Source organism: Mesorhizobium sp. M7D.F.Ca.US.004.01.2.1, from assembly GCF_003997785.1.
Taxonomy (GTDB): Bacteria; Pseudomonadota; Alphaproteobacteria; order Rhizobiales; family Rhizobiaceae; genus Mesorhizobium; species Mesorhizobium loti.
The window spans coordinates 98,271-125,119 of the sequence record NZ_RZRQ01000002.1 but is presented as its reverse complement, the minus strand read 5'-3'; the positions used below and the strand labels follow the sequence as shown (position 1 = coordinate 125,119).

Genomic DNA, 26,849 nt, shown 5'->3' with positions numbered 1-26,849 from the left:
GCTGCTCATCATATTCATTGCAACACCCAATCGTGGTTGAACTAACGATAGGCCGCGCCCGCCGGAAGTGGCGGGCACGCCTGGTTCATGCTTTGTCAGAAGTCCATTCCGCCGCCGCCCGGCATGGCAGGAACCGGCGCTTCCTTCTTCGGCTTTTCGGCCACCATTGCCTCCGTGGTGATAAGCAGGCCGGCGATGGAAGCGGCGTCCTGTAGTGCGGTGCGAACCACCTTGGCCGGATCGATCACGCCCTGGGTGAAGAGATCGCCATAGTCGCCGGTCTGTGCGTTCCAGCCATAGGAGAACTCCGCCTTCTCACGCAGCTTGCCGACGATGATCGACCCTTCCGCACCAGCGTTCTCGGCGATCTGGCGAACCGGCGCTTCGATTGCCTTGCGCACGATGTCGACGCCAAACCTCTGATCGGAATTGTCCACCTGGACGCCGTCAAGCGCCTGCACTGCCCTCAAGAGCGCAACGCCACCGCCTGGCAGAATACCTTCCTCGACCGCTGCGCGGGTGGCATGCATGGCATCGTCCACGCGATCCTTGCGCTCCTTGACCTCAACTTCGGTCGAGCCGCCGACGCGGACGACGGCAACACCGCCTGCGAGCTTGGCCAGCCGCTCCTGCAGCTTCTCGCGGTCATAATCCGAGGTGGTCTCCTCGATCTGGGCCTTGATCTGGGCCACGCGGCCCTGGATCTCCTCCTTGCGGCCGGCGCCGTCGACGATGGTTGTGTTCTCCTTTTCGACGACAACCTTCTTGGCGCGGCCAAGCATCTCTAGCGTAACGTTCTCAAGCTTGATGCCCAGATCTTCCGAGATTGCCGTACCACCGGTCAGGATGGCGATGTCCTCCAGCATGGCCTTGCGTCGATCGCCGAAGCCAGGGGCTTTGACGGCCGCGACCTTGAGCCCGCCGCGCAGCCTGTTGACGACGAGCGTGGCGAGCGCCTCGCCTTCGACGTCGTCGGCGATAATCAGCAGTGGCTTGGACGATTGCACGACCGCTTCCAGCACCGGCAGCAGGGCCTGGAGGTTGGAAAGCTTCTTCTCGTGGATCAGCACATAGGGCTCTTCCAGTTCGACCCGCATCTTGTCCTGGTTGGTGATGAAGTAGGGAGAGAGATAGCCGCGGTCGAACTGCATGCCTTCGACGACTTCAAGTTCGGTCTCTGCGGTCTTGGCTTCCTCGACGGTGATGACGCCTTCGTTGCCGACCTTCTGCATGGCCTCCGCGAGGAAGCGGCCTATCTCGGCGTCTCCATTGGCCGAAATGGTACCGACCTGGGCGATCTCGTCGTTCTTCGTGATCTTGCGGGCATTGGTTTTCAGCTCGGCGACCACCGCATCCACCGCTTTGTCGATACCGCGCTTCAGATCCATCGGGTTCATGCCCGACGCCACGGCCTTGGCGCCTTCGCGCACGATCGCCTGTGCGAGAACCGTGGCGGTGGTGGTACCGTCGCCGGCGATGTCGCTGGTCTTGGAGGCGACCTGGCGGACCATTTGCGCGCCCATGTTCTCGAACTTGTCCTCCAGCTCGATCTCCTTGGCGACGGTGACGCCGTCCTTGGTGATGCGCGGCGCGCCGAACGACTTGTCGATAACGACGTTGCGGCCCTTGGGGCCGAGCGTCACCTTCACCGCATTGGCCAGAATGTCGACGCCGCGCAGCATCTTCTCACGCGCGTCGGAATGGAACTTCACTTCCTTGGCAGCCATCGGTTCACTCCTTCAATAGGCAGCTTCACTGACTGGTTTAGCTTGGACCTGAATTTGGTCAGGCCGCTTTCTTCAGCGTGGCGGTCTGTTCGATCACGCCCATCACGTCGCTTTCCTTCATGATGACGAGGTCGTCGCCGTCGAGCTTGATCTCGCTGCCGGACCATTTGCCGAACAGAATGCGGTCGCCGACCTTGACGTCGAGCGGCTGCAACTGGCCGCTGTCGTCACGCGCGCCAGGACCGGCGGCGATGACCTCGCCTTCCTGCGGCTTTTCCTTGGCAGTGTCGGGTATGATGATGCCGCCGGCCGTCTTTTCCTCGGCTTCGATGCGGCGGACCAGGATACGGTCATGCAATGGACGGAACGCCATGTCGTTCTCCTCATGGCAAACAGATTTTGAGGCTCCTTTGCACGGGACCGGCAATATCGGCCCCATGCAAGGTGCGGCGATCCTTCAGCAGGCATAGCGCGCATATCGACCTAGTTTTGTGGTTCTCCGGTTTCAAGAGGTCGGCGCGAAAATTTTAGCACTCACGGCATGAGAGTGCCAACAGCCTGTTATCGTGTGGCTATTTCGATCACGCGCGGCATTTTCCTGCTTGAAATTTCGCGGCGATCCAACAAAATTATCCAAGCCTGGTGCTGCCCTCGGACAGCCCAAATCTGAGCCCATCGCGGAGTGTTTTGCAGACGGAGGCCACCGATGAACCGACAGAAGGTCTCGCCGATTATTCCCTCTCTCGCGCTTGACCGCCTGCTGATGCAGGCAAAACATTTTGAACATCCGGATGACGTGCTGAAGGACGAGACGCTCGACCTTCACGAAAAGCGCGCCATTCTGTCGTCCTGGGCCTCCCATGCCTGCGCCGTGAAATCCGTTCCAGCGCTGCGCCGCCCACCGGGGGCGGAACGGCCAGTCTCTTTCGACCAAATCATGGACGCGTTGTGCAGACTTGACAGCAGTGCACGCTCGTCGGCATCAAGGCGAGTTTGGGCACGGCTTCGACAGGTTGGATGCGTGACATCGCAACCGAAGGAGAAGCCTATGGTCACTGCGGTCAGCAGGGAATTCCGCCTGCAGATGGATGGTTATGACCTGACGACGGCGGAAATCCATTACCATCTACCGGATCATCCGAGCCTGCTGCAGCTCTATGTCTGGCAGGAATACGATCTCGCGCCAGAGTTTCCCGAGCTGAAGGGCTTTCTCGACTATTGGGAGCGCGAACTGGAAGGCGCGCTGCATTCCGTGCGTGTCGCCCACCATCGACTGATCAAGCCCTCGGAATGGCGCGCCGTCGAGGGCGTGATCGCCATCCACTGATTGTCACCTCGGACCGCAAGCCCTCGACCAAACCCATCGAGCGGAACTTGCGCCGGGCACGCGCTTCCGCAGCAATCAGACCGGCCCGCCCCGCAGCGTTCGGAAACGCCTTTCGTGCGTCGCGCGCGTTATGCCAGCGGCAGGCGCGCTCGGCCGCGCGCCAGCTACGCCCGCGCGCCCATTCGGGGCCACTGCTGATCCAGGCATTCCAGCGCCTCGCTGGCGACAGTACGCGATGCGGTGGAAATTTGAGGATAACAGGATCGGGGAACCGGACGTCATCCATTACCTCCACCGTTTGTTTCGTCGTCTTTTTGCGAGTAAGCAACCGGCGCCATCGGCGCAGGTCTAGTATCGAGATGGTTCGCTTTCCCGAGTGTCAAGACACCCGGCAAGTGTCGGGATCACCGACAAGGTCCAACTTCATTCTTCGTCCTCTGTATCCAGCAGATCGATCAGGCTCGCGACGCGCGTCCCGGGCAAACGCCGTCCTTCACCCATGAGAGCCTCGTCTTCATTGAGCCATGCCCAGGCCTCCCGCAGCTCCTCAAGAGAAGCGCCGGTCGCTATGATCTCGGCAACGAGCGTTTCATCGGATGGCCCAAGAACCAATATGACTTCTTCCCTTGTCAAAGGCATGATCGATCTCCTGGTCGTCGGTCTGCAAGCATCGGTGAAGAGCGGACACTGACGCTGCCGGTGGCAGGATAATGCGCATCACAAGAAGGATGTTCCGGTAGCGCGATTCATGTGTGGAAACCCTCTTGACGCTCGGCGATCGAATTCCCAAATCGATTTCGCCGGCGCCCGAAGGGCCGGCAAGGTCAGGGAGCTGCATCCTTGGCGCTCCTCGTACCCCATGTTGCTCACCCAATGGAGGATATGGCTATGAGAACCGCATTCGACTTTTCCCCGCTCTATCGGTCGAGCATCGGCTTCGACCGCGTCTTCGACCTGCTCGAGAACGCGAGCCGGACGCCAAGCATCGACAATTGGCCGCCCTATGATATCGCCAGGACCGGCGAGGACTCTTACCGCATCACCATGGCAGTGGCCGGCTTCAGTCAGGACGAATTGAGCATCGTGCATGAACCCAACATGCTCGTCGTCGCCGGCGAAAAAGCCGGGGAGGATAATGGCGACTATCTGCATCGTGGCATTGCCGGGCGGCCGTTCGAGCGTCGCTTCGAATTGGCCGACCATGTCAAGGTAACAAGCGCCGGCCTTGCGAACGGCTTGCTGACGATCGATCTCCAGCGGGAGATTCCAGAAGAGATGAAGCCGCGCCGGATCGAGATCGGAAGCGTCGACGCTGAGCCCAGGATCGAGCCCAACGCTGCGAGGGCGACGGCTGAAAAGCACGCTGCCTGAAGCGATCCGGATCAAGGCTCATCGCAGCCGGACGAGAGCGTCCGGCGCTGCTTTGCCCGAAAGGGTGAATGACAAAGACGACGAAAGGAGACGCAAAATGAGTGTACGTGATCTCATTCCTTTTGGCCGGGAACGCAGCCAGGTTCCCAGCCCGTTCGGGGACGACGAACGCGATCCGTTCCTGTCGCTGCACCGGGAGGTGAACCGCCTCTTCGACGATGTCTTCCGTGGCTTCGACGGAGGATTGCCGGCGCTGAGTAGGTTCTCCGCCAATGGTGGTCGCTGGCCCCGCGTCGAGATCTCCGATGGCGAGAAGGAAATCCGCGTCACGGCCGAGGTGCCCGGCATGGAGGAGAAGGACATAGAAGTCCTGCTCGACGACGGCGTGCTCACGCTGAAGGGCGAAAAGCGTTCTGAGACGGAGGACAAGGATCGGCAGTTCTCAGAGCGCTTCTACGGCCGCTTCGAACGCCGCGTTCCGCTCGGCCACGAAGTCGAGGAAGACAAGGCCGATGCTCGCTTCAAAAACGGCGTCCTGACGGTCACGCTGCCAAAGACGGCGAAAGCGCAGTCGCAGGCGAAACGCATCGCGATCAATGGCGGGAGCTGATGTCGGCGGCGCCGAAGGCTGTCGAGCTGCCTTCTGCGCCGCATCATCGGTCGTAAACTTCTCGGTCGACGATGTGCGGCCCGATACGTTACCGGCCGAAGTGAATGGTATCGTCCCGATACTCACAGATAGATCATACGAGTTTGCAGGGCATTAACCCCCTACTGCCCGATGACAGAGACGCCCCGATAGCCAGTCCATGCCGAACGGATGCTGCGCGAGGCGATCGATGTCGGTGAAGGTGCGGAGTCTGAGCTCTCAGCAGGTTGGCGTCCATGCATGCCGGACAGCGCCTCCAGTCGTTGGCGCCGTTCCAGAAACGCCGGCTACAGGGTGAGTTTGGCCCGGCCATTAGTACAATGACCACAAGCGCCTGGCTGTACTTGGAACTGGTGCACGACAGAGCCGAAGACCAGGTTTTTCAAGGCTCTTTCGTGAGACCGCAATCTCTTGGGGAGGGGACGGCCGGGGCATCCGCTCGACGTCTGGCGATTGTCCCGCTCGCGCCTATTTGGTCGAACTGAGGAACGTATCTGGTCCTCGCTCAGAAATTTCTACTAAATATTCTGACCCAGTATGGAACCCTTTTTCGGCTAGTGAATTACGGGGAAGGACTAGGGGATAGCGTGATGACAAAGCGCGACAAGGCCGGTCACAACACCGTCGCTGACTCTCTTCGAGAGTTGATACGCAAAGAGGACAATCGTCGTCCCGTACAGAAGCTCTTTGGGCTGACGGTCGAACCCGAGGTGTCGCCGACGCTAGCCTCACTACTCCTTGCCATCGATCAGGTTCAACAGGGAAGCCTTCGGCTGGTTAGCGGGATCGATCACCCCTGATCTGTACGGTTCGAGCGTCGGCAGCGGCGGAGCAATGCGCAATACTCGTCAAAATTTGGCAATCGCGATTGTCCGTCGAGAAGCGGCCCTACCCGGCCTTGTCGGCGCGTCGTGGTGCGATAATTTTTGTGAGAAGGGACTTCGATCAAAAGGAGCCGATCATGAAACACCAAACCCTAAGCCAACTGCAGATAATCGCAGAAGTGGAACCCTTGTCGACATACCCGATCATGACCCGGCAACAGCGCATCGAGCGCTGGGCAAAGTTGCTAGACGAACATCCCGAGCGACGCTTGGGAGCGCTGACTGGCACTGAGCATCTGAAGGGGCAAGCCCGCGACGCAGCACGCAGTGAGGGCTCACCAATCACAGTGGCCTTCGAGGATCCGGTACTGCGTGCGGTCGGCCTGAAGGATGACACCTATGGCGAAGCAAAGCGCTTCTTCGAACTGTCTGACTGGGAATTGCACGACATCGTCTGCAGTTGCCATGTCGGGACCACGATAAGAGGGCAATGGGCTGCCGCTAGAGTCCGCCGGACAATCGCTGAAAACAGATTTCTCAAATGGCTCAGGGAGAGAATGTGGCACTGAGGTTGCCTAGAACGGCGACAACGATTGAAGCTTGTTCGAAGCGCGGTGGTTCCACGATTTCGCGGGACCAAATGGCGCTCCTTGGTCCCGTTCTTCCCGCGATGCGGTCGCTCCTGTGAATGCGTGAGCTGTAGAGCCGAGGGGGTAGCAGGAGCAAGCCGCATCGCCTTGTCCATCAGAGGAGGCGAGACACCCACAATGCGACGCCGTGCATGAAGGCTTCGAGGGCTTTGCCGATTTATTCATCGATCTCTTGGCCGGTATGGCTTGATTTCCCGGCGCCCTGTTTCGCGTCGTCACCAGCAGGACTGGGGCGATGGTCGCATCGTCGGATTAACGATCCGATATCATGGGTAGAGGAACCTACTGCCGCTCCGGAAGTCCTGCAGCGAAGGTGGCGCAGTCCTGATCCCCGCGCATCCGGTTTGACTCAGCGACACAAGCGACGGCCAGCAGCAATCCGCTGCTAGCGGTTTGGGTTGTGCCTGAACACAACATTGAAAATCAAAAGGCATGTGAGCAGCGGGACAATACCTGCGAAAAAATCTCGACCGAAAAGCCCAAAAAATAGACCAACACGAATCCTGCTGCTGACATTTTTGCCCACCGTCTCTAAGAGGAGAGGCTGCTTCGGGAAAGAAAGCTTCAGCCGGCTCAAACGTTCCAAACACTCCGCAACCGCACGCCGCCGTTGCGGCAAGTGAACCGGCCAAACGTTGAGACCCGCAACGCGGGCTGACCGGCATTCGGGCTGATCAGCAGGCACGATCCGCCAGGTTTGCGGGACGTCGCGCCGCAGGTGCAAAACGCAGCTGCCGATATCAGGCAAAGCGACCTAATCGGAAGGGAGCAACATCTGTGCTTCCTTAGCTGCAGCCGCGAAGGCCTTTCGTATTATCTGCGGATCAATGGGATCGCCCTCCAAAGCAGAACTGCAAAGGGTCATCGCCTTGTGCCATCTGGGGCCACGTTTTGCCCATTTGAGGAGTTCGTCGGCGGCTCCTTCAACGTGTTCGATCCGTTGGCGCGAGCCTGGCAAATCGGACCTCACATGGACTGGAGAAAGGAACGCGTGCATCGCTTCTCCGCGCTATCAAAAGACCCGCCGACCTTCAGCCGGCGGGAGTAGGTCTGGAGTAGCCAGTGTGACCTGGCGTGTGAAAACGGGCGGATAAGCTTTTTGTTGCAGTTCACCGACGGAATATTAGCAGTCCCTTGACGACTAGGATTTCCGCCCCAGAGTCTCTTTATGGCTTGGAAAGTTACGGACATCAGCATAGGCGACGAAGTTGCGATAACCGTGACCGTGCTTAGAATGCTAGATGGTGCGCGAGCAAGTGTCAGCATTCCGTCCTATGCCTTTCCCCATTCGATGCCAGCACCAAAGAGGACCGAACCGGGCGACGAACTTGAGCTCAGAGGGAAGGTCAGTCGAATCGATGCAGAATCCCAAAAGGTCACCTTGAAGGCTGGCGGTTTGATCACCGTCGATGCCGATGCGATTACTGACTGGACGCCCGTTGCGCGCACGACGACGGCTCTTCGAGATGAGGTGCGCTAGCGACTCCGATTAAAGAGAAACATGGAAGCCCGAGCCAGGCCAAATTGGTTCGCATGACTTAGAACAGACCCGCCCGGCTGGAGTCGTCCAAGCGAGGAGGCCATGGTTCCTGGCCGAGTCTAGTCCATGAGGCCGAAGCCCTTGCGAAAGCCAATCATGACGACTGAAAAACTTACTGCCTGTCGGTTGCGCTCACCTTAAATGGCCGAAAACCAAGCCGCAAACCGGCGAACTGGTGCTCCGAGCAGATCATCCAGAATTGTTATCGGCCAGACGATATCGGAAGCGATTGCGAATATGTTCGTTGAAATAGCGGCCCTTGGCAAAAGCGGAACGGAACTCGGCAAAGATTTCAGGCGGCACGCCCTCAAACTCATACCGTTTGCCGCTGGCCACAAACCACACAGACAGGACTCGCTTGTCAGGATCATATTCGGTTTTGCGTATTGAGGTTGAGGGCATCGGGGAACACCTCTTTACATAACCCTCGCCGGCCACCTCGAGGGTCGAGGACACCTTCGGCAAACGAAGATTTGCGCCGGCCGAAAGTTCCATCGGCGGGAAAAAATGCAACCGCAGATGCTCCCAGCTTGCGCGCACCAGACGTACCGTCAGCGTGCACATGAGCGGCAACTAAATAGCAACTCTTGCGTTGGCGAAGATATAGCGTGAGCACGGGAGACTACGCATGACGGCCGATGCGGCAAACCTTTATCCTCGCGACCGGGACCGAATTTCGGGCAGTGAAGCTTATGTGGTTAGGCAACTTGCACGGCAGAACGGCATTACCACAACCCAAGTCCACGAGCTAATCAACAGGTATGGCGGCAGCCGCACGAAGCTAATTGCTGCGGCGAAGCTACTTCGCTCCTCAACTGGACGGCTTAGCGCAGGCGAGTAATTATTGGATCTCTGATGACTTTCCAGCCATGGACCCCTCCTGCGGCGAACGCTCGATCGCCAAATCTAGCCGACTTCGGATTCAGAAACATGCGGCCATGCGGCTGCATTACGATCTTCGCTTCAAGCTTGATGGTGCCTTCAAGTCATGAAAAAGACCGTGACCTGGGCCGACTACAATGGGATGGATTCAGCAAAGCTCGCCGCATGACTTCGAAAGCGATGGCGCCCCGACAAGGCCCCCAGGCAGTGCAGGTTCGAACAGATTTTAGAAAGATGAGAGATTTCCAGCCAGCGTATGTTTGCAGCGCCGCGCGTACCTGATCCTTCCCATCGGATCAGTGTGAAGCTGCAGATATCGCGACCGATTCAATCAGGGACTTCATAGCCCAAGAGGTTCAACGCTTGTTAGCCTGGCCACTAATGTGTTGAAGGTCATTCGATAGTAGGGATTCTCTCCGCGTAGCGATCCGGCCATAGAAGAAAAATGGCTCCGGCGGCCACGCCGGAGCCATGGAAAAACCGGCCGCAATTCAAGCTGCTTGCAGTTCGGCCGCCCGGTCGTTCACCCCGCCTTCACCCAGTGACGTCAGGGCCTCGTCGGTAGCTTTCTCTTCCTCGAGGGTCGCGTTTAGCAATTCAACCACGTTATCCTTGCCAAGGGTGGTGGCCCAAGCAATCAACGTGCCGTAGCGAGCGATCTCGTAATGCTCGACAGCCTGCGCCGCGCCGACGAGCCCGGCATCCAGGGACGTCGATCCTTTATACTCATCGAGTATTTCCGATCCTTCCTCCAGAATGCCGTCGATGGCGGGGCAGGTCTTGCCGCGCGCAGGCGCGCCGAGGATTTCGAAAACCTCCTCGAGCCGTTCTACCTGGCCTTCGGTTTCCGCAAGGTGCTTTTCGAAGGCCGCGGTGACCTGCTCGTCATCCGCGTTCTTGGCCATCTTCGGCAAGGCCTTCAGAATTTTCTTCTCAGCATAGTAGATATCCTTGAGCCCATCGAGGAACAGATCCTCAAGGCCCTTGGTCTTGGCACTTGCCTTCTTGGTGGTTGCCATCGTTGTGTCCTCCTTGTTTGAAATGACCCGTTGGGGCATTTTCTAACCCGGAGAGAAGCCGGGAGTTCCCTATCCGCATAATATTTGAGACTCGTCCCCCGGGCTGAGACGAGAAGACGAATACGACGACAAGCTGGGCATTAGGCACCGCCGGCTATTGGTGTGTTCATGCCGTCGGCGGATCGCCAGATGAGTTCATGTGGGCGAATGAGAAGCCGGGAACGCTGGCTTTGGCGATCGCCGTCATGGCGCCTTCGATCCGGCCGAGAACGATGCGCTGCCGGAACCTGGGCCTTCCCCGCCAATCCAAACCAGGTCTGATTGAACGCAACGCCTGCGTTCCCCGACTTGCGACTATGTTGATAAGTTTCTGAGGCAGCACGGAAACGGATTTCCATCGCACCTGCTCGGTCTGATCGCAACTGCGGTAGTACCCGTCTGGCTCTTTGCGGTCCATCTGCTTGGCCAATATGCTCTGCACGGGCGATCCCGCTTCGAGCAGGATGCTCAAGACTGCAACGCATTGATCCGTGCTTTTTTGTGCGCATTGAAACGGGATGCTCTTCCGCCATTCAATGATCCACCATTCACCGAGGCCGACCTCCCGTGCCATTCTTTTAGCAAATCCTACTATAATGATTCTAGCGCTGGAGCCTTTTTCTGGTCAGGTCGTTGACGGACTGAGGGCATCTTGGGAACGCGAGACTTGACCACGAAAATTACGAAGCCTGGATTCGGTCGCGCCAAGCCTAGGTTGCTCGATGTGCTTGGCCCCGGCCTTATCACCGGAGCTTCCGACGACGATCCAAGCGGCATCGCCACGTATTCACAGGCCGGCGCGCAATTCGGTTTCGCCCTGACGTGGACGATGCTGTTCAGTTACCCTCTCATGTCGTTAATCCAGGAGATCAGCGCACGCATCGGCCGCACGACGGGGCGAGGCATCGCCGGCAACATGCGAGCCTATTACCCCAACTGGCTGCTTCAGGCGGTCGTTGCCCTGCTCCTTATAGCCAACACCATCAATATCGGAGCTGACCTCGGAGCCATGGGAGACGCCTTGAAGCTTATCGTTGGCGGCCCGGCTGTACTTTACGTTGTTGTCTTCGGGGTCATGTCGGTCGGGCTCCAGGTCATTCTGAAATACCACCGCTACGTTTCGATACTCAAATGGCTAACGGTCTCACTGTTCGCCTATTTCGGCACGGTGATGTTCGTTCAGGTCCCTTGGGAGGAAGTGGCAAAAGGTCTGCTCATCCCGCGGTTCTCGGCTGACGCGTCGTTTTGGACAGCCGTTGTCGCGATTTTCGGCACCACAATCAGTCCATATTTGTTCTTCTGGCAGGCCTCCCAAGAGGTGGAGGACGAAAAGGCCAAGCCTGGCCGCAAGCCGCTCAAGAAGGCGCCAGCGCAGGCGCAGCATGCAATTCATCGCATCCGCCTGGATACTTATGTCGGTATGGCGTTTTCCAACCTGGTCGCCCTCGCGATTATGATCACAGCCGGCGCGACCCTTCACGCCAAGGGCATCACAAATATTGAAACAACCGGCCAAGCGGCTGAAGCATTGCGTCCCGTCGCCGGTGAGTTTGCATTTGCTGTCTTCGCGCTCGGTGTTATCGGAACGGGGCTGCTTGCCATTCCGGTTTTGGCAGGCTCGGCCGGCTATGCCCTTGGTGAGGCGCGCAAATGGCCTGTAGGCCTCGAACGCGAGCCGCTGGCGGCTAAGGCGTTCTACGCGACAATTGCGATAGCGACGCTGGCCGGTACCTGTCTCAACTTCACGCCGATCAATCCCATCAAGGCGCTCTACTGGAGCGCAGTGATCAACGGCATGGTGGCTGTGCCCGTGATGGCAGTTATGATGCTGATGACGGCTCGACGGGATGTGATGGGCAAGACAACCGTGCCACTGGCAATGCGGCTGACGGGATGGGTTGCGACAGCTATCATGGCGGCTGCAGCTACGGTGATGATCTTTCAGCTATCCACCTAATTTCTAGTTCGGATGGAAGAGAGCCGACGATTGGCGGTGCGCAGCGAGCCGTCGAAATCCTGCCGGGGCTCGCACGCTTCTCCTCGCCGCGGTCAAGCTTCCTAGTGATCGCGTCCTAACTCCGCCGACCAAACCCATGCGCGAGATGATGACTTCGCCGCGGTTATGTCCGGTGTCGAGGTGACAGTTGAGGATTCCGGATGCTGAACGTCGTTGCTGCGAGCAAACAGTGCCTCCTCCTCGTCTCTCTGCATCCCACCTACCGCTGCAGCAACGCTTGCTATGAACGCCCCAATCACTAACGACAGGGCGCCCAGCAGCGCGAAACTGGCGCTGGCTTTCCGGACAGTGTCGGCGGTTGCTTTGGCCTTGTTTCTTTCAGCCTCAAGGTTGGCAAGAACAGTGTCGACCCTGGTCTTCGCATCCGTCTCCGACAGACCAGTGCGGGAAGCGACCAGTCGCGTCAGGTAGGTTTTATCGTCAGCTGAGACCTGGCCGCTTGCGGAGCTGGTGATTAAGATGCGTGTTGCTTGTCCGATGGCTGATGCATCGTTTTGGCCAGCTGCGGCTACTGTTCCGGTATCTGTTGGCCGAAACAGCGTATCGACAAAATAGCCGAGAAAATTATCAGTTAGGGGTGCCACGCTGCTCGCTGCTGAGGAGGTCCCACCGCGGCGCCAGGGGCCACGGTGGAAGTTGCTTGCACACCCGAACCCAGCGCTGAGGAAAGAGCCGTGCCGAGAACACCGGCAACCAGTAACGTTGCCAAGGCCCAGGCGAGGAAGCCGTGAGCGGTGTCACGAAAGTAGACTTCGTCGGTGTGGACGTTCACCCATTTGGTGCGCAGTCGACCGGTAAGATAGCCGCCGACACCCGCTGATAGCCACTGCACCACGACAAGCCAGGCAGCGGTCGAAATCGCGAAGGTTGTGGCGGAGGCGCTCGATCCAGCCGATGACGAAGATTCGGTGACCGGCGAGACGTCGGTCGGTGAAAGGATCGTTTGCATTTCCACCCCCTAACGGGCAAAGAGCATGATCAGAATGATGATGGGGATCGGAACCCCGAGCAACCATAGCAAGATACCGCGTCCCATGAGCTCCTCCTAATAAAACGCTGAGACGAAGTAACAATTGCTTGAGGGGCGTTTCGTTCCGACGACCGTTTTCGAATCCTGTGATTTGCTTCCGTCCGCTGTCGGCTTAAGCCGCGCTTGATAAAGCCAATTACAGTATCTGAACTTCATGTCGTATCAGTGCCAATCAGAAAAGCAGCCGCTGCCTTCATAGCAGCCGCGCTTGCGCCGATCCTGCTCGGCGTGGCGACTGACTTTTACGTGGCGGTCACGGTGCCGCTTCCATAGTAGGGAATTGGCAGGGTGGGCGCCATCTTGGTTGGAGGAAGCTTGCTGTCCTTTGGTATCTCGTTCCGCTGATCACTCGTCTGCCGATTCGAACCGCTCAACTTAGACGCTGAAATCGAATCGAGATGAGCCCGCAAACCAAAGTTCGCGGGCTCGCCTTGACGAACTCACTTGACGATCAGGCGCTGTTTATCCCGCGACTGCACATAGGTGCCCTTGTCGTACGCGGTCTGCGCCGTAAGTTGGTCTTTGGTGAAATTTGTGTAGAGATATTTATTACCGTCCTTGTCTGTCATGAATTTGAGTTTCTCAAAGCCGACAGCCACCTCCTTGGCGCCGATGCCGAGGAATCCGCCGACGTCGATAATGACCGCATCAATCTTCTTGTCACCGGTCAGCACCACATCCCCGATCTTGCCCACATTCGCATCGTCGGCACCATAGACAGTTGTGCCAATCAGATCCTCAGCGCGGATTTTGTCGATCGGCATTTCAGTGAGTGTCGTCCTATCGACCGTTGGTGCCGAGGTCGCCGGCGCCGGCGTCACGGTCGGCGTCGCGGGCTTGGTCGAAGCGGTCGAAAGGGAGGCATCGTATGCCTTTGTGTCGAATGCGGGCAGGGCCGTCAGTTCCTCCTTAGTCGCGCTGATGACCAACCATCGCTTGCCGTTCTTTTCGGCCCACCGGGCCTTATCGAAGTCGTAAGCGACATTTTTTTCACCAACCTTGAGAAAGCCACCGACGCCGATGATCAGAAACTTAGCTGTGCCGTCCTTCGATAGGAGGATGTCATTTACTTCGCCGATATCTTCGGCATTGTCGCCGGTGCCATTGTAGACTTCCACTCCCATGAACTTCGAGACCAGCTTGCCATCAGGAATAGCTTGGACAGCAACATTTTGGGCAGCGGTTGCAGCAGATATCACATTGCCTGCATAGGCACCGGATGCGATGAACGTGGCGAGTGCGGTGGTAGCAAGGAGCTTATAGAACATGACGTACCTCGTGCGGTTTGAGTGCGCGCCGCTTCATATGAGCGCTCCTCAAACAAACCATTCGCGAAGGCTAATGTTCCATTGCAAACAGCGGTTTATCAATCTTCTCGGGGTTTTCTAGTCCCGTAATGCGACGATGACCTGTGGCATAAGGGCAGGCCGCGAGGAACAGTCCGTCATGCCAGCCCGGCCTTCGGTCTTATAGCGCTCGACCCGGCGCGCCACTCTTGGCCAAGACACCATACGCCCGCACCGCACAGGCTTTGCAAAAGGTGCCTTCTCTCACGCAGAGGCGTGAGACGGGCATGCTTGTGGCGCGCATGCTTGTCATTCGGGGCCTCCGGTGTGTGCCAAAGCCTGGTAACTCCAGTCTCCTCGGTCCAGTCCGATGGATAGCCTCCTGGATAGGGGGACATCCTAGGGCTGCTTCAATCGCGCTGCACGGCGGGACTTCCCGAGCCCTTCGCCATCAACCGTTTGCACATTGTCTTGGTGTTGAAATCTTCCAGTCTTCACGCTCAGCCATTTTAAGTCCGTCGAAGAAACTTCGCCACCCCATCTGCGTTGGAGCATACGAAGGGAACATTCAGCTTGGAGACGTGAGGAATTTTTTGCTAACGCGTTCGAAATCGATAAACCCTGATTGAACAGCCTGAAGGGGTCGCCATCAAATTTCGATTGCTCGGGGGCTGGCAAGGTCTGCGCTGGCAAGACTTTCGTCGAAAGTCTTAGTCTTGCCGAATTCGACGGTCTCAAAGCGGAACTTGGCCATAACGACCTCCTTCCTTTAGCGGAATGCCCCCACTGTGGTTGCATTCCATTTCAGCAAGCTCAGGGATCGCTGGCTGATGAGCTAGAGACGTCCGAGGACAACCAGAATGATGACAATGATCAGCAGTAAACCGAGGCCGCCGCCCCCATAGTAGCCGGTACCATAGAAGGGGCCGCCGCCGAGGCCGCTGAAGCCGCCAAGCAGAGCAAGGATCAAAACGATGATCAGAATTGTGCCGAGACCCATGGATGGTTCCTCCTTACTGACCCGCATGCGTGCAGCGCCTATGCGCTGAATATGAACTCGAAACGAACCTTTCTGTTCCGGCGTCGGGTGAGATTGCCCCATTGTTCCTCGGCCTTAACCTTGAACTGCAGCCATTTGCCTTGATTTGATCCAGTCCGTGATTTCCTTTCCTTCTGTTGAGAGACAGTGCTCAACCTCACCGACGTCTTCCTTGTAGGGGAGAAGTGGGCTGATCAGGGATATCTAATCGGCAGCAGTTGAGGGGACAGCTGGCAGAGGATGAACCCGGGTCGATGACGAATTGTTCCGGAACTCCAGACGAAATGCTCCGGTGGCAAAAAAAGCCGCCAGCGGGTAGCCAACGGGCTCAAAGTTCTGGAGTAGCCAGAGTGAAATTGGCAAAGGTCAACGCGCGGTGGTTGTTGCGCGGCGCATCCACTTTGTGTCGAAGAAGCGCGTCCTCGATGCTGCCCGCCGTGGTGGAACAATCATGCCCCATGTGTCGGTTTTCCACGCAGGCCCCATCGGCTTGATCAGGTGGCAAAGAGAACAGGATTGGTTCCCCGGCTTCACACCCCGGTCCCACCCGGCCCGCTGCATGGCAAAGCGTATCGACACTCGTACCGTCAAGCCTCGCAAGGGAATGCCAACCCCTCGCTTGAGCAAAAAGGAGTTCCAGGATCGGTATCGCAGACAGTTCTGGGCATGCTTTTCGACTGCCGCTGCGCTCTGTCACTGGCCATGCTCCTGCTATCCCAATCATTCTTTGGGACAAATCCACGGGAAGCATCGCTTCCTGGATCATATCACGGCCACGGGTGAGACTTTGACAACAACGTATAGCCGGTCTCTTCATCGTTGGGCTTGGATTCCGAATGGCGTTTGGTGGAGGGGCAAGCCGTTAACCGGATCGCGCGCCCAAGGTTGGCCAATCTCGGCTCACCTGACCGCAACGGCTAGCTGACGTTTACGTCCAAGTCTTTCGATGAAAGATCCTGGCGTATTGCTCAACTCCGAAATCGACCCGAGCTTATTCCCCATAACTTTGGCTGTAGGACTGGCGCGTCTGGAAGCTGCTCGTTTCCACGACAGCTCCCTTGCACTCGCGTCGTCTCGCTCCCTCCTCGACCTGGGCCAAAAGGCGCACGCCGAGCGACCGTCTACGCAGATGCTGGGGCAGGAAAAACATATCGAGAAACAAAAGCCCGAGTTCCGTCCGTCCCAAAGGCCGCCCAATATCTTTCCGGACGCATCGCATAACTCGGCTCCGATCGGCGCCCGGTCATCCATTTCGGTGGTTTCTACATTATACTCGTACAGGGCGGCAGCCTGCGCCTTTGCCTGCTCGGTATTCGCAAGGCTGATCCGGAATTCCTGCACCGGGAGCAAACTTACTTCGTGACTTCGGGTTCCGAGGTTGGAGGCCGGGCATAGAGTTGGGGCCACGAACTTCGTTGCAGGATTCGCGACGAAACGTGGCTCGGTTCCTGACATTGCCTGATGGGCTGGCCTTCACCATCTAGCCATGATGTCGACGCTCAAATCAAAAAAATCCGGCGCAACCCTGCGCCAGCGCGATCTCTTCGGCGCCGGCGACGATCTGCCCGAAGGCTTCGTCTATCAGTCGGAATTGATAACACCATAGGAAGAAGCGGAACTCGCCCGGCATCTCGAAGGCCTGCCCTTCGAGGCGTTCGATTTCCATGGCCATCTGGCAAACCGGCGCGTCGTCGGTTTAGGCCTGCGCTATGACTATGACAGACGCGAGGTCCTTGAGGCGCCGCCGATACCCGACTTTCCGCTACCCCTACGCGTGAAGGTTGCGGCCTTTGCGAGCCGGCCCGCCGAGGCCTTCGCGCAGGTATTGATCAACGAATACCGACCCGGCGCTGGCATTGGCTGGCATCAAGACAAGCCTCATTTCGAAGATGTAGTCGGCGTCTCGTTGCTGGCGCCTTGCATCTTCCGGTTCCGCCGAAAGAGCGGCGCCAAATGGGATCGCCGGACGATCGTCGTCGAGCCAAGGTCGGCCTATCTGATGACCGGACCATCGCGCACGGAATGGGAGCACAGCATTCCGCCGGTTGACCTGCATCGATACTCGATCACCTTGCGGACTTTGCGGTCTCGAAATTGAACATCGCTTGCGCTCTTGCTGAGCTTTGAAATCGTATTGCGATGCTTTCACGAGTTCTTGATCGCAAACCGTCCTGGGGAACCTCCCAACCCCAAGATGGTTTGGAAGACAGGTCCAGCTTTCAGAGGTGGAGATTCCATGGCCAGGATGCAATCCAACTCGGTGGTGGCCAAGCGGCCCGTTCTATAAAACGCCGATGGCAGTAGCCAATGCGTGTTTCATCGGCACGCTGATGACCGATGTGACCTATTGGCGAAGCGCGGAAATGATGTGGGCGGATTTTTCCGCCTGGTTGCTCTTCGCCGGCCTGGTCGTGGGCGTGCTTGCGGCTCTAGCGGCCCTTGTCGATTTGTTCACCGGTCGACTTTCCGGTGCGGCAAGGTCTGCGTGGCCCTCACTTCTCGGCACCCTCGTCGTGCTCGTCATAGCGTTCTTCAACGCGCTGGTGCATAGCCGCGATGCCTGGACCTCGGTAATGCCGACAGGGCTCACCCTGTCAGTCGCGACCGTGATCGTCCTGCTCCTCGTGTGTGTGCTGGGATGGAGTTCCGGCCGCAATCGAGTGGAGGTGGTCGAATGAGCGCCACGGTGTTTTCCAGCCGATATGTCCAACGCGCGGCTGGTCTCGGTCTGCTGTGCGGATTGCTCCTCACACTGCCGGCGTGCAGCAATAATGAGCCGGGTGCAGGTGATCAGGTCGGAGCGAACCCGACACTGCCTGAATTGGCTCAGTATCTTATTCCGCCGATGCACGTCGCTTCGATCATCGGGTGGAAACAGGATGAGACGCCGACGGTCGCCAAGGGCCTGCAGATCAAAGCCTTCGCGAAAGGACTGAAGCATCCGCGCTCGCTCTACACACTTCCGAACGGAGACATTCTCGTGGTCGAGTCCGTGGCGCCGCCCGGTGCTGCGATCAAGCGTCCGAAAGACCTGATCATGGGCTGGATCGAGTCCATGGCGACTTCGGGCGGGGGCAATGAAGGAAGCAACCGCGTCACCTTGCTGCGCGACACGAACGGCGATGGCATGCCCGATGTCCAGGACATATTCCTCGATCATCTCAATTCGCCCTTCGGCGTGGCCCTGGTCGGCGACGATCTCTACGTCGCCAACACCGACGCCATCGTGCGTTACCCCTACACCACGGGCGACACCAAGATCACCGCCCCCGGCACCGTACTCACACCGTTGCCTGGTGGGCCGATCGACCACCATTGGACCAAATCCCTTGTCGCCAGTCCTGACGGGTCGCTGCTTTATGTCGGGATCGGCTCCAACAGCAATATCACCGAGAACGGCATCCAGGCCGAGAAGGACCGGGCCGCGATCTGGGAGGTCGACCGGGCCACCGGGCGCTATCGCATTTTCGCGAGCGGGCTGCGCAATCCCAACGGGCTGAGCTGGGAGCCGCGGAGCGGGGCGCTGTGGGCGGTCATCAACGAGCGTGACGAGCTTGGTCCCAATCTGGTTCCCGATTACATGACATCGGTCAAGGACGGTGCGTTCTATGGCTGGCCCTACAGCTATTACGGCCAGCATGTCGATCCGCGCGTGATGCCGCAGAGGCCGGATCTGGTGGCGAAAGCTATCCCTCCGGACTATGCCCTGAGTTCCCATGTCGCACCTTTGGGCCTGGTGTTCTACACCGGAACCGACCTGCCGGACCCCTATCGCAACGGCGCCTTTGTCGGCGAGCATGGCAGCTGGAACCGCAAGCACTTCAATGGCTACAAAGTCGTCTTCGTAGCGTTCAAGGACGGCCATCCGCAGGGCAAGCCGCAGGATGTCGTCACCGGTTTTCTCGACAACGACAACAAGGCGCATGGGCGGCCCGTCGGAGTTGCCGTCGACAAGGCGGGGGCGCTGTTGATAGCGGACGATGTCGGAAACACAGTCTGGCGCGTGACGTCCGCATCCCGGTAGATATTTCTTCTCGTATAAGGCGTGCCGCGAGAAACAGCACCGAGCCCGCTGCCTTTCTCTTCCGGAACAAGTCTTTCAAGATGGCGTTGACTGCCATGTGATCCCGTCGCGAAGGCAACAACGCCGATTGATCGGGGGGCCCTCGAAACAGTCAAGGACGTTCAAATGCAGCTGACAGCCTTCGCCCTCAATTGCTCTCTCAAAGCCTCCGACGACAAGGAGAAATCCTCCACCGACCGCCTGCTTGCCGACCTTCTGGCGGCGCTGGTACCGCATGGGGTCAAGGGCGAGATCGTGCGTTCGCTCGATCATGATATCAAGGCCGGTGTGCTTTCAGACATGGGCAAGGGCGACGACTGGCCGAAACTCAGGCGGAAGATTCTGGCAGCCGATATTTTCGTGCTGGGGTTGCCGATCTGGCTCGGTCAGCCCTCGAGCGTTGCCAAGCGCGTGCTGGAGCGCATGGATGCGTTCTTGGACGAAACCGATGGCCAAGGGCGCATGCCGGCGGCCGGAAAGGTTGCTCTGGTGGCCATTGTCGGCAATGAGGATGGGGCGCATCACTGCCACGCTGCATGCTTCCAAGCCCTGAACGATGTCGGCTTCACCATTCCCGCCAACAGTGGAATCTACTGGGTCGGCGAGGCCATGGGCGATGTCAATTATGTCGACCTGCCTGAAACGCCGGAAAAGGTTGCCGCCGCGATCGAAATGGCTGCTTCCAACGCTGCCCATCTCGCTGGCTTGTTGAAAGGCGATGCCTATCCTGGCGTCTTGCGGTGAAGGTCGGTCTGGGTGTTGGCCCTCTGTATCCCAAACGCCCGAATGCTCCAACCGAAAGCCACGCCGGCTCGTCCTTTCATCGGTGATTGCCCGTGATCGCCGGATGGCAATAACCCAGCCCTTCATGTTGCGGGCAAGACGGGCTGCGGGTATCATGCTAGATCAAAATGAGCACGATCTAAATGTATCCGGGTCGACGATGACGATCCGGCCGTCGGCGAGCACGAAATACTCCTATGTCTCATAAGCTGGGACAATCTTGACGATGCGAGCCCGCAAGCGATGCAGCCTGATCTTGTGACGCGGCACCTCGATGCCTACGGAAACCTCGAAATCGACATTGGCTACGGGCTCGACTTTCGTCTCTTTGATCATCTGGGTGATTTGGGTTTTCTGTTCGACCGTCACATTGTTGATCGAAGCGGTCGAAGTCTTATGCTGCGTAGAGTCTTGCCTTGGGCCTGCTGGACCATGGTAGCGCCGGGCTTGCCTTGGGCCTACTCACCGGCCTTGGCCCCGGTCTTGCGGGTAGCCGCCCCGGCGGCGCAGTTTGTATCTGCTCCCCGCTGGCTTTCCGACTGTTGTTGAGCCATTGCCGTTCCACAGCCAAGCCCGATCAACAGCCAAGCCCGATCAACAGCATGCTGGTGATGGGAACTGTTTCATACGAAAATCTCCCTGAGAAATTCGTCCCTTCACCGGGTCGAACTTCATCAAAAAGGGGTTGGTTCCAGGATGAAGGCGAAGGACTGCCAAAAGTCGCCGCCGTGAGGACGGAGCACGGCACATTCGGCAGACTACAGGTCCATCAAATTTAAATGACCGGACCTTCGTTCGATGGGACGCTGATGTTCTCGCCAGATCAGGAGGAAGGCGTGGCCCATCCCCAACGCGAAAACTACGAAGAGTTCGAACCCAGCGGCGCCGCCGTTGAGCCGCGCATTGAGGTCGTCGAAGCGTATGGCGAATGGTTCGTCCGCGTGGTCGGAGACGACCAACAGGTTTGCCGTCAGTTCGAGCTCGAGTCCATCGCCCTTGCCTATGCGGAAGGCCAGCGCAGGCGTTTGAAACTTGCGGCCATTGTGCGCCTTTAGCAGGCCGGTTCCACATATGGTGAGCTTGGAGGACATGCCGATACGTCCCGCAACGTTGCCTGTCAGTGGGCACCATTAGACGAGGCAAGCAGCGCGGCGACTTGAAGCAAGTCGCTCACCTGGGTTCGTTGTTCATGCTTAGATAGGTAGGATCGAACTCGGCAAGCTCTGCAAGCTGATCCCAATCCAGAATGGTAACCGTGTGGTTCACCCAGGTGATGACCTTGGTCTTTTTCAGGGATCCGATCACCCGGTTCATATGCACAACCGACAGACCCAGCACATCGGCCATCTCCGCTTGCGAAAGGGGCAGGTCGAAGCTCATGCCGCTGGTGCGCTTGACCACCTGCAGGCGAACGAAGAGTTCGCATATGAGATGGGCGAGATGCGAAGTCTTGGAGCGCCTGCCCATTGCCACGATCCATTCGCGGTGAATGGCGCCATCGACCAGTGTGTCGAGCCACAACAGGCGGGTCAGGTGCGGCGCCCGTTCGGTAATTGTCCTCAATTTGCTATGGTCCGCGAACATGACACGGCAAGGCGAGAGCGCAACGATGCCGTGGTCCATCGTCCGGAGCAGGAAGGCGTGGAGGTCGACGAAGTCGCCAGGCACCTGCAAGGAGGTGAACTGCCGGCCACCATCCTCGAGCACTTTGTAGCGTGCCGCCAGGCCGTCGAGCAGCATCGTGCTGTAGGCTGGCCGCGATCCTGTCGAGACGAGGTCCTGGCCCTTTTCAAAATCTCTTCCAAAGGTGACCGTCTCGGCGAGCACAGCCTTCTCTTCGTTCGATAGATCGTCATGCTGACCAAGTTGCAGATAAAGGGGTTCCAGCATGGCGGCCTCGGGGCGATCGAAGTGGGAAGCCGATCGCCTGTGTGTCGGGAAGCCGAACCCTAGACCATCGGAAGATGACAAAAGCTACCATTTGACAGGCTGCGCCAGTTTTCGTGCAAATGCTAGTGCGCACGGGGAACCATTCGCATGTCGATGTATTTAGAACGCTGAGGCTTCCATGAATGAAACGTTACTATTTCGATCTTTATAACGGCGACGGCCTGGTCTCGGACGAGGTTGGCCAGCTGTTCGAATCCCCAGAGCAGGCAAGAGCGGAAGCAGTTCGCATCTTGCATGACATTGCTCGCGATGAAATGCCGGATCGCGATCTCGTCAAGATAACCCTTAAAATGCGTGAGAAGGGTGGGACGCGGGTGTTCGAGGCGTCTCTCACCCTCAACGCGGCCTGGACCGCCTGACAGCCTCATCAATACAACGATGCAGGAATGCGTGGCGGCTAGTTCGTATGGCCATTCGTCGATGTCGGCATCGGCGATGCTCCATTGCCTGCGATGCGTATATCCTTCGAACTCCACGGCCATGGCTTGGCGCACCGCGCTTTGCGCGCCATCGGCTCCGAAGACATAGTCGAAACTTTCTTCGCTTTGGCCGTGGGGTGTGTCGATCCGCGCTGCGGAAGCGTCACCGGTTTCCCGCAGGCCAATCCGCGTATTGCGCCATCCGACCGCAGATCCCAAATTCCGCCAACCGCGCGGCCATTACGGTTTCTGTGTCCCTCTGCGGCAGCGACAGCAGAAAATTGTAACGACGAGGCAGAACCGAGAAATCAATCCGTCCGAGGGATTGGCCGTTGGCGTGAAAACAGGCTCCGCCGATTTTCAGGCCATTGGCCAGCAGCCTGGCGGCGACGTCGCTGGGTTTCCAGAATATCGATCGCCTTGGCGAGCGGTGTCGGTCCGTCCTTGCGGTCGATGATCCAGGATACAACGCCGCGCCTAGCCATTTCAGGCCTGTCGGGCCGGCTCCGACAATCAGGATGGAGGGATCGCGCGCCATTGGACATCAGCTTTTTGGCAGCGCGTAAGCGATGACATCATCGCCAACTTTCGTCTCCATGAAATGATGGCCGCCAGAGCTATGACGACGTACTGCCTGCCATCTACATCATGATCCTGCCCGGCATGGGAGTGGTCTCCGAGGTGCTGCCCTGTTTCAGCCGGCGGCCGCTGTTCGGCTATAAGGCCGTCGCCCTGTCCTCAATGGCAATCGCCGTGTTCGGCTTCCTGGTATGGGGCCACCACATGTTCGTCTCCGGCCAGTCAAGCCTATGCCGGCGTGCTATTCTCGTTCCTGTCGTTCTGCGTCGCCATTTCCCTCGGCGATCAAGGTGTTCAACTGGAGCCTGACGCTGCGCCACGGGATGCAGACCTCACCGTTCTTGCAAGAGCCGGAACAATGGCTGCAAGTTTTCCAAACCCGCGCCGCTCCTGCTCAACAGCGTTTTGCAACAAAAAAGGGATAGATGCCAATCGATGAGTTGTTGAGAAAAACGCGATCGTTCACCTCAGCGACATCAACTGCCACAGGCTTGTTCGCCACGATCGCATCCATAGCCGCATCGAGTTAGATCGGCAGACCAGATCCTTGGCGAAGTGGTTTCGTGTGCTTGGCGGTAGGACGCCCATCGCTACCTTGGCCCGGCGAGCGTCGACGCCGCGCTCCCAAGCGTGCCATCGCCACCACCCACCAAGCATGTCGCTGTCGCTGCCGCTTGAAGGCAGGCCATGTGACCAATCGAATTTATAGTTCAAGCACAGCTTGATGCTGTGGACTTCGTTGTCGAACCCGGTGTTTGACGCCAAACTCGATGGTCTGGTTCCAAGGTCTAGATAAAGATATTCGGATTTCGGTGACCAATGGTCAACGAATGATACCGTCGGGCCTTTGATGAGGCCCGGACGTTTTCCCAAGCTTACGTTACGATGAAAGAAGACGCCGACAATGACAAGTGCGGAGAAAGAGTGGCGAACTGAATCTGATGTGCGCCGTGCGAGCCGTCGCTGTCGAAGGAGAGTGCGCCGGTCAAACTGTTGTAGACAATGTGGTCGGTGGTAGCATGTGCACTCCTTCCGGTGTGGAACGCTGCGGAGGGAAGCGTGCCGACGTGAAGCCCTGCAAACACGGTATGGTCGAGGTGGATCTTGTCCTGGGTCACATCGAAGTCGGTAATCTTGTCGACGTTGCCGGCCTTGAGGGCAGAATGGAAGATGAAGACATCCTTGCCCCCACCTCCGGTCAGGACATCTCGCCCGCCCCCGCCTTTGATGACATTGTTGCCAGCATTGCCCTCGATGGTTTGAGAGAATTCATTTCCCGTGAGATTGATGGCGGTGGTGCCGGACCGGCTTGTGGTCGCGAGATGCTCGATCTCCGAGCCGGCCGAAAGCGCATAGCTCACCGATGCCCGTACGGTATCGTTGCCACTGCCTTGCAGTTCCACCACCTTGTCGCCGGTGTTGTTCACATAATAGGTGTCGTTGTAGCCACGGCCGATCATCGTGTCGGCGCCCGTTGTGCCGTAAAGTACATCGGCACGGCCGGTGCCGTGGAAAACATGATCGCTGGTCGACGGCACGGTGCCGGTCGACGGCAGGGTGCTGGTTGGGGGCAAAGAGTTGGCCGGCGGTAGCGTGCTGGCCGGAGGCACTGTGCTGGACGGCATAGCATCGCTGGTCGCAGGGATGCTTGCGCCGCTTTGGTTATGTTGCAAGAAAAAAGCCTTTAATGCCGCCGAGTCTCCAAGAGCCGTATCGCCTTGCTGGGAGCCCCAAGCATACGCGTAGTCGAAGGCGGGTGACGGAACCAGCTTGGCAAAGTGGTCCATCATGGTCTGTTCTTGAGCTGCGGTGGGCACCACATATTGGCCACCCGTGTCGGTTTTATAGTTGCCGCCGCCAAACGCTTGGTAGCCTGGAATCATCTGGCTCACCGGGATGCCCGCTGCGTTGGCGGCAGCGACGTATCGGTCGATCATGTTGTAGTCGACCACGCCTCCCGTTCGCACAGGATAGGCATCCACCCCGTAGTAGTCGATATGCGTGTTGGCGGGATTGTAGGTATTCGAAAAATCCGGGTTCGCCGACGTCCCCAAGCTCATCATCGTGATATAGGTCTTGGCGCCTGGCAAATGTGAATGGATCCAGTCGGATTCTGCCATCAGATTGGCGGCGCTGGCGTAAGTACCCCACTTGCCGGTCGGGTCTGGCTCGTCAACAAGGAAGAAGCCAAATACCTTCGAATTGCCGATGAAGGGCGTGACTTTCTGGATAAAAGACGAGGACGCCCCGTTGACCTCGTTGAGCCAGACCAAGCCTTTCATGCCGGACGGCAGTGCGTTGAGCTGGTCAACGGATGAAACGTCAGCCAGATTGAATCCGGCTGTTGCGATGTCGGCGCCCGATCCGCCTGACGTGTAGTGGAGAGTTGTCATGCGCTTTCCTTCAAGTGATTCGGCACCCGCCCCCTGCGTCGTCGTAGTCGAGGGATACATTAGCGCCAAATCACATACATGCACCCATTGAGAGATTCGTTGATCAATGGGAAGGAATGCGCTGGCGGCCCCCCTCTATCAGCCATTCTGTGGATTGCGCTAGGCCTGGCCTATGCCACGGAGTGCGGTCTGCAGTTGTTGAGGTTCGATCATTATCGTGAGAACGGCCTGGGTGCTCGGCTTCGGACCACCGGCGCATTAGGCGAAGCAGTGTGTATCAGTCTTTAACAACCACCGGCGGCCTGGTGCCGTGATGGCGGTGCGCTATCGAAAGGCCTTCAAACCGGCACGTCAAGCCTTTACCTTCTCAAGGACGAACAGCCGTTCGCAGGATAGCAGTGGGAGAACGCTGAAGGAGTCCGTCAGGGCGAGCCCGACTTCTTCGAAATCCTGTCGCGCAACGTCAAGTCTCACGGGATGGGGTGCGGAAATCCCTCCGGTAATCATCTTTCGCAGCTTCAGACGTATTCGCTGGAAACGAGTTGTCAGACCGTAGGATACGATTAGCCGATAGCTGGAAATGCGCGCCAGTTCATTGATAATGTCTCGTCTGAGATGGGGCGGAATAAGATGGATGAGCCGGAGACAGACTACCGTGTCAAAGCTCTCGTCGGCGAACGGAAGCTTTGTCACATCGCACCGGATGAATCCTCGAAAACCCGGCTGACCTTCGTACGAGGTCTTTGCCAAAACCATCATTTCCATTGAGATGTCCGCGGCGAGAACCTCGCGACCTTGCTGGCTCAGCACCTGAGCCAGCTTCCCGGTTCCACAAGGGACATCCAGCAGCCGAGACGGACGCGGACTGCATCTCTCCAGCGCCTTGCCGATGCAGCGCTGCTCTCTTCGGGCGATGATGTACGATGCCAAGCTGGAGAGCTTCAAGCGGCCCTCATACCCCTTCAGGTACCAACTCGCAATGCTTGGATCTTGGTACTTCTGTTTGGTTGCAAGCTCATAGCTCGCGACCTCGTCGTCGTAATTGACAGGTTCAGTGATGGGTGCGTTCGATACGGCGCGAGCCATCTTCAAATCCTCGATCATCGGCTCACTTTCGCTTTCGTCTTCTCTTGTCCGGTGTTCGTAACCGCTTTGCCAAGGTTCAAACTACCGTTGGCTCGCGATGCGCGCGATTGGGCGCGGCTCGGAAGTCAGCAACCCGAAGGCGTACGTGCGGAAGCGAGGCTTCCAGAACGCGCAAT

General features: G+C 58.1%; 27 protein-coding genes and 3 pseudogenes. 13 read left to right on the top strand and 17 right to left on the bottom strand.

Annotation, left to right across the window (positions count from 1 at the left end; translation table 11 throughout):
- Positions 1 to 95 precede the first annotated feature (95 nt).
- A complete protein-coding gene (groL, locus tag EN993_RS01445; protein WP_127262190.1) occupies positions 96 to 1,727 on the bottom strand; it encodes a chaperonin GroEL in 1,632 nt (543 codons plus the stop codon).
- A gap of 58 nt (positions 1,728 to 1,785) precedes the next feature.
- Complete coding sequence (locus EN993_RS01440) at positions 1,786 to 2,100, bottom strand: co-chaperone GroES (RefSeq protein WP_127262189.1); 315 nt, start codon at positions 2,098 to 2,100, stop codon at positions 1,786 to 1,788.
- A 675-nt stretch (positions 2,101 to 2,775) separates the two neighbouring features.
- Here EN993_RS01440 and EN993_RS01430 point away from each other — a divergent pair.
- Complete coding sequence (locus EN993_RS01430; RefSeq protein WP_127262200.1) at positions 2,776 to 3,054, top strand: usg protein; 279 nt, start codon at positions 2,776 to 2,778, stop codon at positions 3,052 to 3,054.
- Between the two features lie 423 nt (positions 3,055 to 3,477).
- Here EN993_RS01430 and EN993_RS01425 read toward each other — a convergent pair whose 3' ends face one another.
- Positions 3,478 to 3,693: a hypothetical protein gene (locus EN993_RS01425; protein ID WP_127262188.1), complete on the bottom strand. Its 216-nt coding sequence runs from the start codon at positions 3,691 to 3,693 to the stop codon at positions 3,478 to 3,480.
- 249 nt (positions 3,694 to 3,942) lie between these two features.
- On the opposite strand from EN993_RS01425, the gene EN993_RS01420 reads away from it, so the two are divergent.
- From EN993_RS01420 to EN993_RS01405, 4 genes are all read left to right on the top strand, one after another.
- Positions 3,943 to 4,425, top strand: a complete 483-nt coding sequence (locus EN993_RS01420; protein ID WP_127262187.1) for an Hsp20 family protein — start codon at positions 3,943 to 3,945, stop codon at positions 4,423 to 4,425.
- Between the two features lie 97 nt (positions 4,426 to 4,522).
- On the top strand, positions 4,523 to 5,035 hold the full coding sequence (locus EN993_RS01415) for an Hsp20/alpha crystallin family protein (RefSeq protein ID WP_127262199.1): 513 nt from the start codon (positions 4,523 to 4,525) through the stop codon (positions 5,033 to 5,035).
- Positions 5,036 to 5,664: 629 nt separating this feature from the next.
- Positions 5,665 to 5,874: a hypothetical protein gene (locus EN993_RS01410; protein ID WP_127262186.1), complete on the top strand. Its 210-nt coding sequence runs from the start codon at positions 5,665 to 5,667 to the stop codon at positions 5,872 to 5,874.
- A gap of 161 nt (positions 5,875 to 6,035) precedes the next feature.
- A complete protein-coding gene (locus EN993_RS01405) occupies positions 6,036 to 6,467 on the top strand; it encodes a hypothetical protein (protein ID WP_127262185.1) in 432 nt (143 codons plus the stop codon).
- 835 nt (positions 6,468 to 7,302) lie between these two features.
- Here the strand turns inward: EN993_RS01405 and EN993_RS01400 are convergent.
- Positions 7,303 to 7,545 carry a DUF982 domain-containing protein gene (locus tag EN993_RS01400; protein ID WP_127262184.1) on the bottom strand — a complete coding sequence of 81 codons (243 nt, stop codon included), beginning with the start codon at positions 7,543 to 7,545 and terminating at the stop codon, positions 7,303 to 7,305.
- Positions 7,546 to 7,716: 171 nt separating this feature from the next.
- Between EN993_RS01400 and EN993_RS01395 the strand changes: the two genes are divergently transcribed.
- Positions 7,717 to 8,028: a hypothetical protein gene (locus tag EN993_RS01395; RefSeq protein WP_109670944.1), complete on the top strand. Its 312-nt coding sequence runs from the start codon at positions 7,717 to 7,719 to the stop codon at positions 8,026 to 8,028.
- A 249-nt stretch (positions 8,029 to 8,277) separates the two neighbouring features.
- On the opposite strand, the gene EN993_RS38420 is transcribed toward EN993_RS01395, so the two are convergent.
- From EN993_RS38420 to EN993_RS36910, 3 genes are all read right to left on the bottom strand, one after another.
- On the bottom strand, positions 8,278 to 8,652 hold the full coding sequence (locus EN993_RS38420) for a KTSC domain-containing protein (RefSeq protein WP_348629867.1): 375 nt from the start codon (positions 8,650 to 8,652) through the stop codon (positions 8,278 to 8,280).
- Positions 8,653 to 9,461: 809 nt separating this feature from the next.
- Positions 9,462 to 9,989, bottom strand: a complete 528-nt coding sequence (locus EN993_RS01380) for a ferritin-like domain-containing protein (protein ID WP_109670938.1) — start codon at positions 9,987 to 9,989, stop codon at positions 9,462 to 9,464.
- 166 nt (positions 9,990 to 10,155) lie between these two features.
- Positions 10,156 to 10,602, bottom strand: coding sequence for a hypothetical protein (locus tag EN993_RS36910; RefSeq protein WP_164757507.1), 447 nt, complete (start codon positions 10,600 to 10,602; stop codon positions 10,156 to 10,158).
- A 93-nt stretch (positions 10,603 to 10,695) separates the two neighbouring features.
- Between EN993_RS36910 and EN993_RS01375 the strand changes: the two genes are divergently transcribed.
- On the top strand, positions 10,696 to 11,985 hold the full coding sequence (locus EN993_RS01375; protein WP_245468588.1) for a divalent metal cation transporter: 1,290 nt from the start codon (positions 10,696 to 10,698) through the stop codon (positions 11,983 to 11,985).
- A 224-nt stretch (positions 11,986 to 12,209) separates the two neighbouring features.
- Here EN993_RS01375 and EN993_RS01370 read toward each other — a convergent pair.
- The 5 genes and pseudogenes from EN993_RS01370 to EN993_RS38415 form a co-directional block, all read right to left on the bottom strand.
- Positions 12,210 to 12,994: pseudogene (locus EN993_RS01370) on the bottom strand (hypothetical protein); the annotation flags it as partial.
- Positions 12,995 to 13,515: 521 nt separating this feature from the next.
- On the bottom strand, positions 13,516 to 14,343 hold the full coding sequence (locus EN993_RS01365) for a PRC-barrel domain-containing protein (protein WP_127262182.1): 828 nt from the start codon (positions 14,341 to 14,343) through the stop codon (positions 13,516 to 13,518).
- A 144-nt stretch (positions 14,344 to 14,487) separates the two neighbouring features.
- Positions 14,488 to 14,650: pseudogene (locus tag EN993_RS01360) on the bottom strand (leucine zipper domain-containing protein); the annotation flags it as partial.
- A 546-nt stretch (positions 14,651 to 15,196) separates the two neighbouring features.
- Positions 15,197 to 15,361, bottom strand: coding sequence for a DUF3309 family protein (locus tag EN993_RS01355; RefSeq protein ID WP_127262181.1), 165 nt, complete (start codon positions 15,359 to 15,361; stop codon positions 15,197 to 15,199).
- A 1,543-nt stretch (positions 15,362 to 16,904) separates the two neighbouring features.
- The gene (locus EN993_RS38415) at positions 16,905 to 17,072 is read right to left on the bottom strand and encodes a hypothetical protein (protein WP_348629869.1); all 168 of its coding nucleotides are present in this window, start codon (positions 17,070 to 17,072) and stop codon (positions 16,905 to 16,907) included.
- Here EN993_RS38415 and EN993_RS01340 point away from each other — a divergent pair.
- From EN993_RS01340 to EN993_RS01325, 4 genes are all read left to right on the top strand, one after another.
- A complete protein-coding gene (locus tag EN993_RS01340) occupies positions 17,040 to 17,498 on the top strand; it encodes an alpha-ketoglutarate-dependent dioxygenase AlkB (RefSeq protein ID WP_348629870.1) in 459 nt (152 codons plus the stop codon). The two genes, EN993_RS38415 and EN993_RS01340, sit on opposite strands and share 33 nt — an antisense overlap.
- A gap of 196 nt (positions 17,499 to 17,694) precedes the next feature.
- Positions 17,695 to 18,078, top strand: coding sequence for a DUF2231 domain-containing protein (locus tag EN993_RS01335; protein ID WP_127262179.1), 384 nt, complete (start codon positions 17,695 to 17,697; stop codon positions 18,076 to 18,078).
- The gene (locus EN993_RS01330) at positions 18,075 to 19,424 is read left to right on the top strand and encodes a sorbosone dehydrogenase family protein (RefSeq protein WP_127262178.1); all 1,350 of its coding nucleotides are present in this window, start codon (positions 18,075 to 18,077) and stop codon (positions 19,422 to 19,424) included. Before EN993_RS01335 ends, EN993_RS01330 begins: the two co-directional genes overlap by 4 nt.
- 165 nt (positions 19,425 to 19,589) lie before the next feature.
- Entirely contained in the window at positions 19,590 to 20,207 is a 618-nt protein-coding gene (locus tag EN993_RS01325; RefSeq protein ID WP_127262177.1) for an NAD(P)H-dependent oxidoreductase, read from the top strand.
- A 797-nt stretch (positions 20,208 to 21,004) separates the two neighbouring features.
- Here EN993_RS01325 and EN993_RS37340 read toward each other — a convergent pair.
- Both EN993_RS37340 and EN993_RS01310 read right to left on the bottom strand, forming a co-directional pair.
- Positions 21,005 to 21,337 carry a hypothetical protein gene (locus tag EN993_RS37340; protein WP_206532332.1) on the bottom strand — a complete coding sequence of 111 codons (333 nt, stop codon included), beginning with the start codon at positions 21,335 to 21,337 and terminating at the stop codon, positions 21,005 to 21,007.
- A 79-nt stretch (positions 21,338 to 21,416) separates the two neighbouring features.
- Entirely contained in the window at positions 21,417 to 22,136 is a 720-nt protein-coding gene (locus EN993_RS01310; RefSeq protein ID WP_127262175.1) for a Crp/Fnr family transcriptional regulator, read from the bottom strand.
- Positions 22,137 to 22,318: 182 nt separating this feature from the next.
- Here EN993_RS01310 and EN993_RS01305 point away from each other — a divergent pair, with 182 nt between their 5' ends.
- Positions 22,319 to 22,555, top strand: coding sequence for a hypothetical protein (locus EN993_RS01305; protein WP_127262174.1), 237 nt, complete (start codon positions 22,319 to 22,321; stop codon positions 22,553 to 22,555).
- Between the two features lie 223 nt (positions 22,556 to 22,778).
- Here EN993_RS01305 and EN993_RS01295 read toward each other — a convergent pair whose 3' ends face one another.
- A complete protein-coding gene (locus tag EN993_RS01295; RefSeq protein WP_127262173.1) occupies positions 22,779 to 23,153 on the bottom strand; it encodes a hypothetical protein in 375 nt (124 codons plus the stop codon).
- Between the two features lie 95 nt (positions 23,154 to 23,248).
- Between EN993_RS01295 and EN993_RS01290 the strand changes: the two are divergent.
- Positions 23,249 to 23,508, top strand: a pseudogene (locus EN993_RS01290) (cbb3-type cytochrome c oxidase subunit I); the annotation flags it as partial.
- Between the two features lie 561 nt (positions 23,509 to 24,069).
- On the opposite strand, the gene EN993_RS01280 reads toward EN993_RS01290, so the two are convergent.
- Both EN993_RS01280 and EN993_RS01275 read right to left on the bottom strand, forming a co-directional pair.
- Positions 24,070 to 25,587 carry a calcium-binding protein gene (locus EN993_RS01280; RefSeq protein WP_127262172.1) on the bottom strand — a complete coding sequence of 506 codons (1,518 nt, stop codon included), beginning with the start codon at positions 25,585 to 25,587 and terminating at the stop codon, positions 24,070 to 24,072.
- 351 nt (positions 25,588 to 25,938) lie between these two features.
- Positions 25,939 to 26,691, bottom strand: a complete 753-nt coding sequence (locus EN993_RS01275; protein ID WP_109670908.1) for a class I SAM-dependent methyltransferase — start codon at positions 26,689 to 26,691, stop codon at positions 25,939 to 25,941.
- Positions 26,692 to 26,849 lie beyond the last annotated feature (158 nt).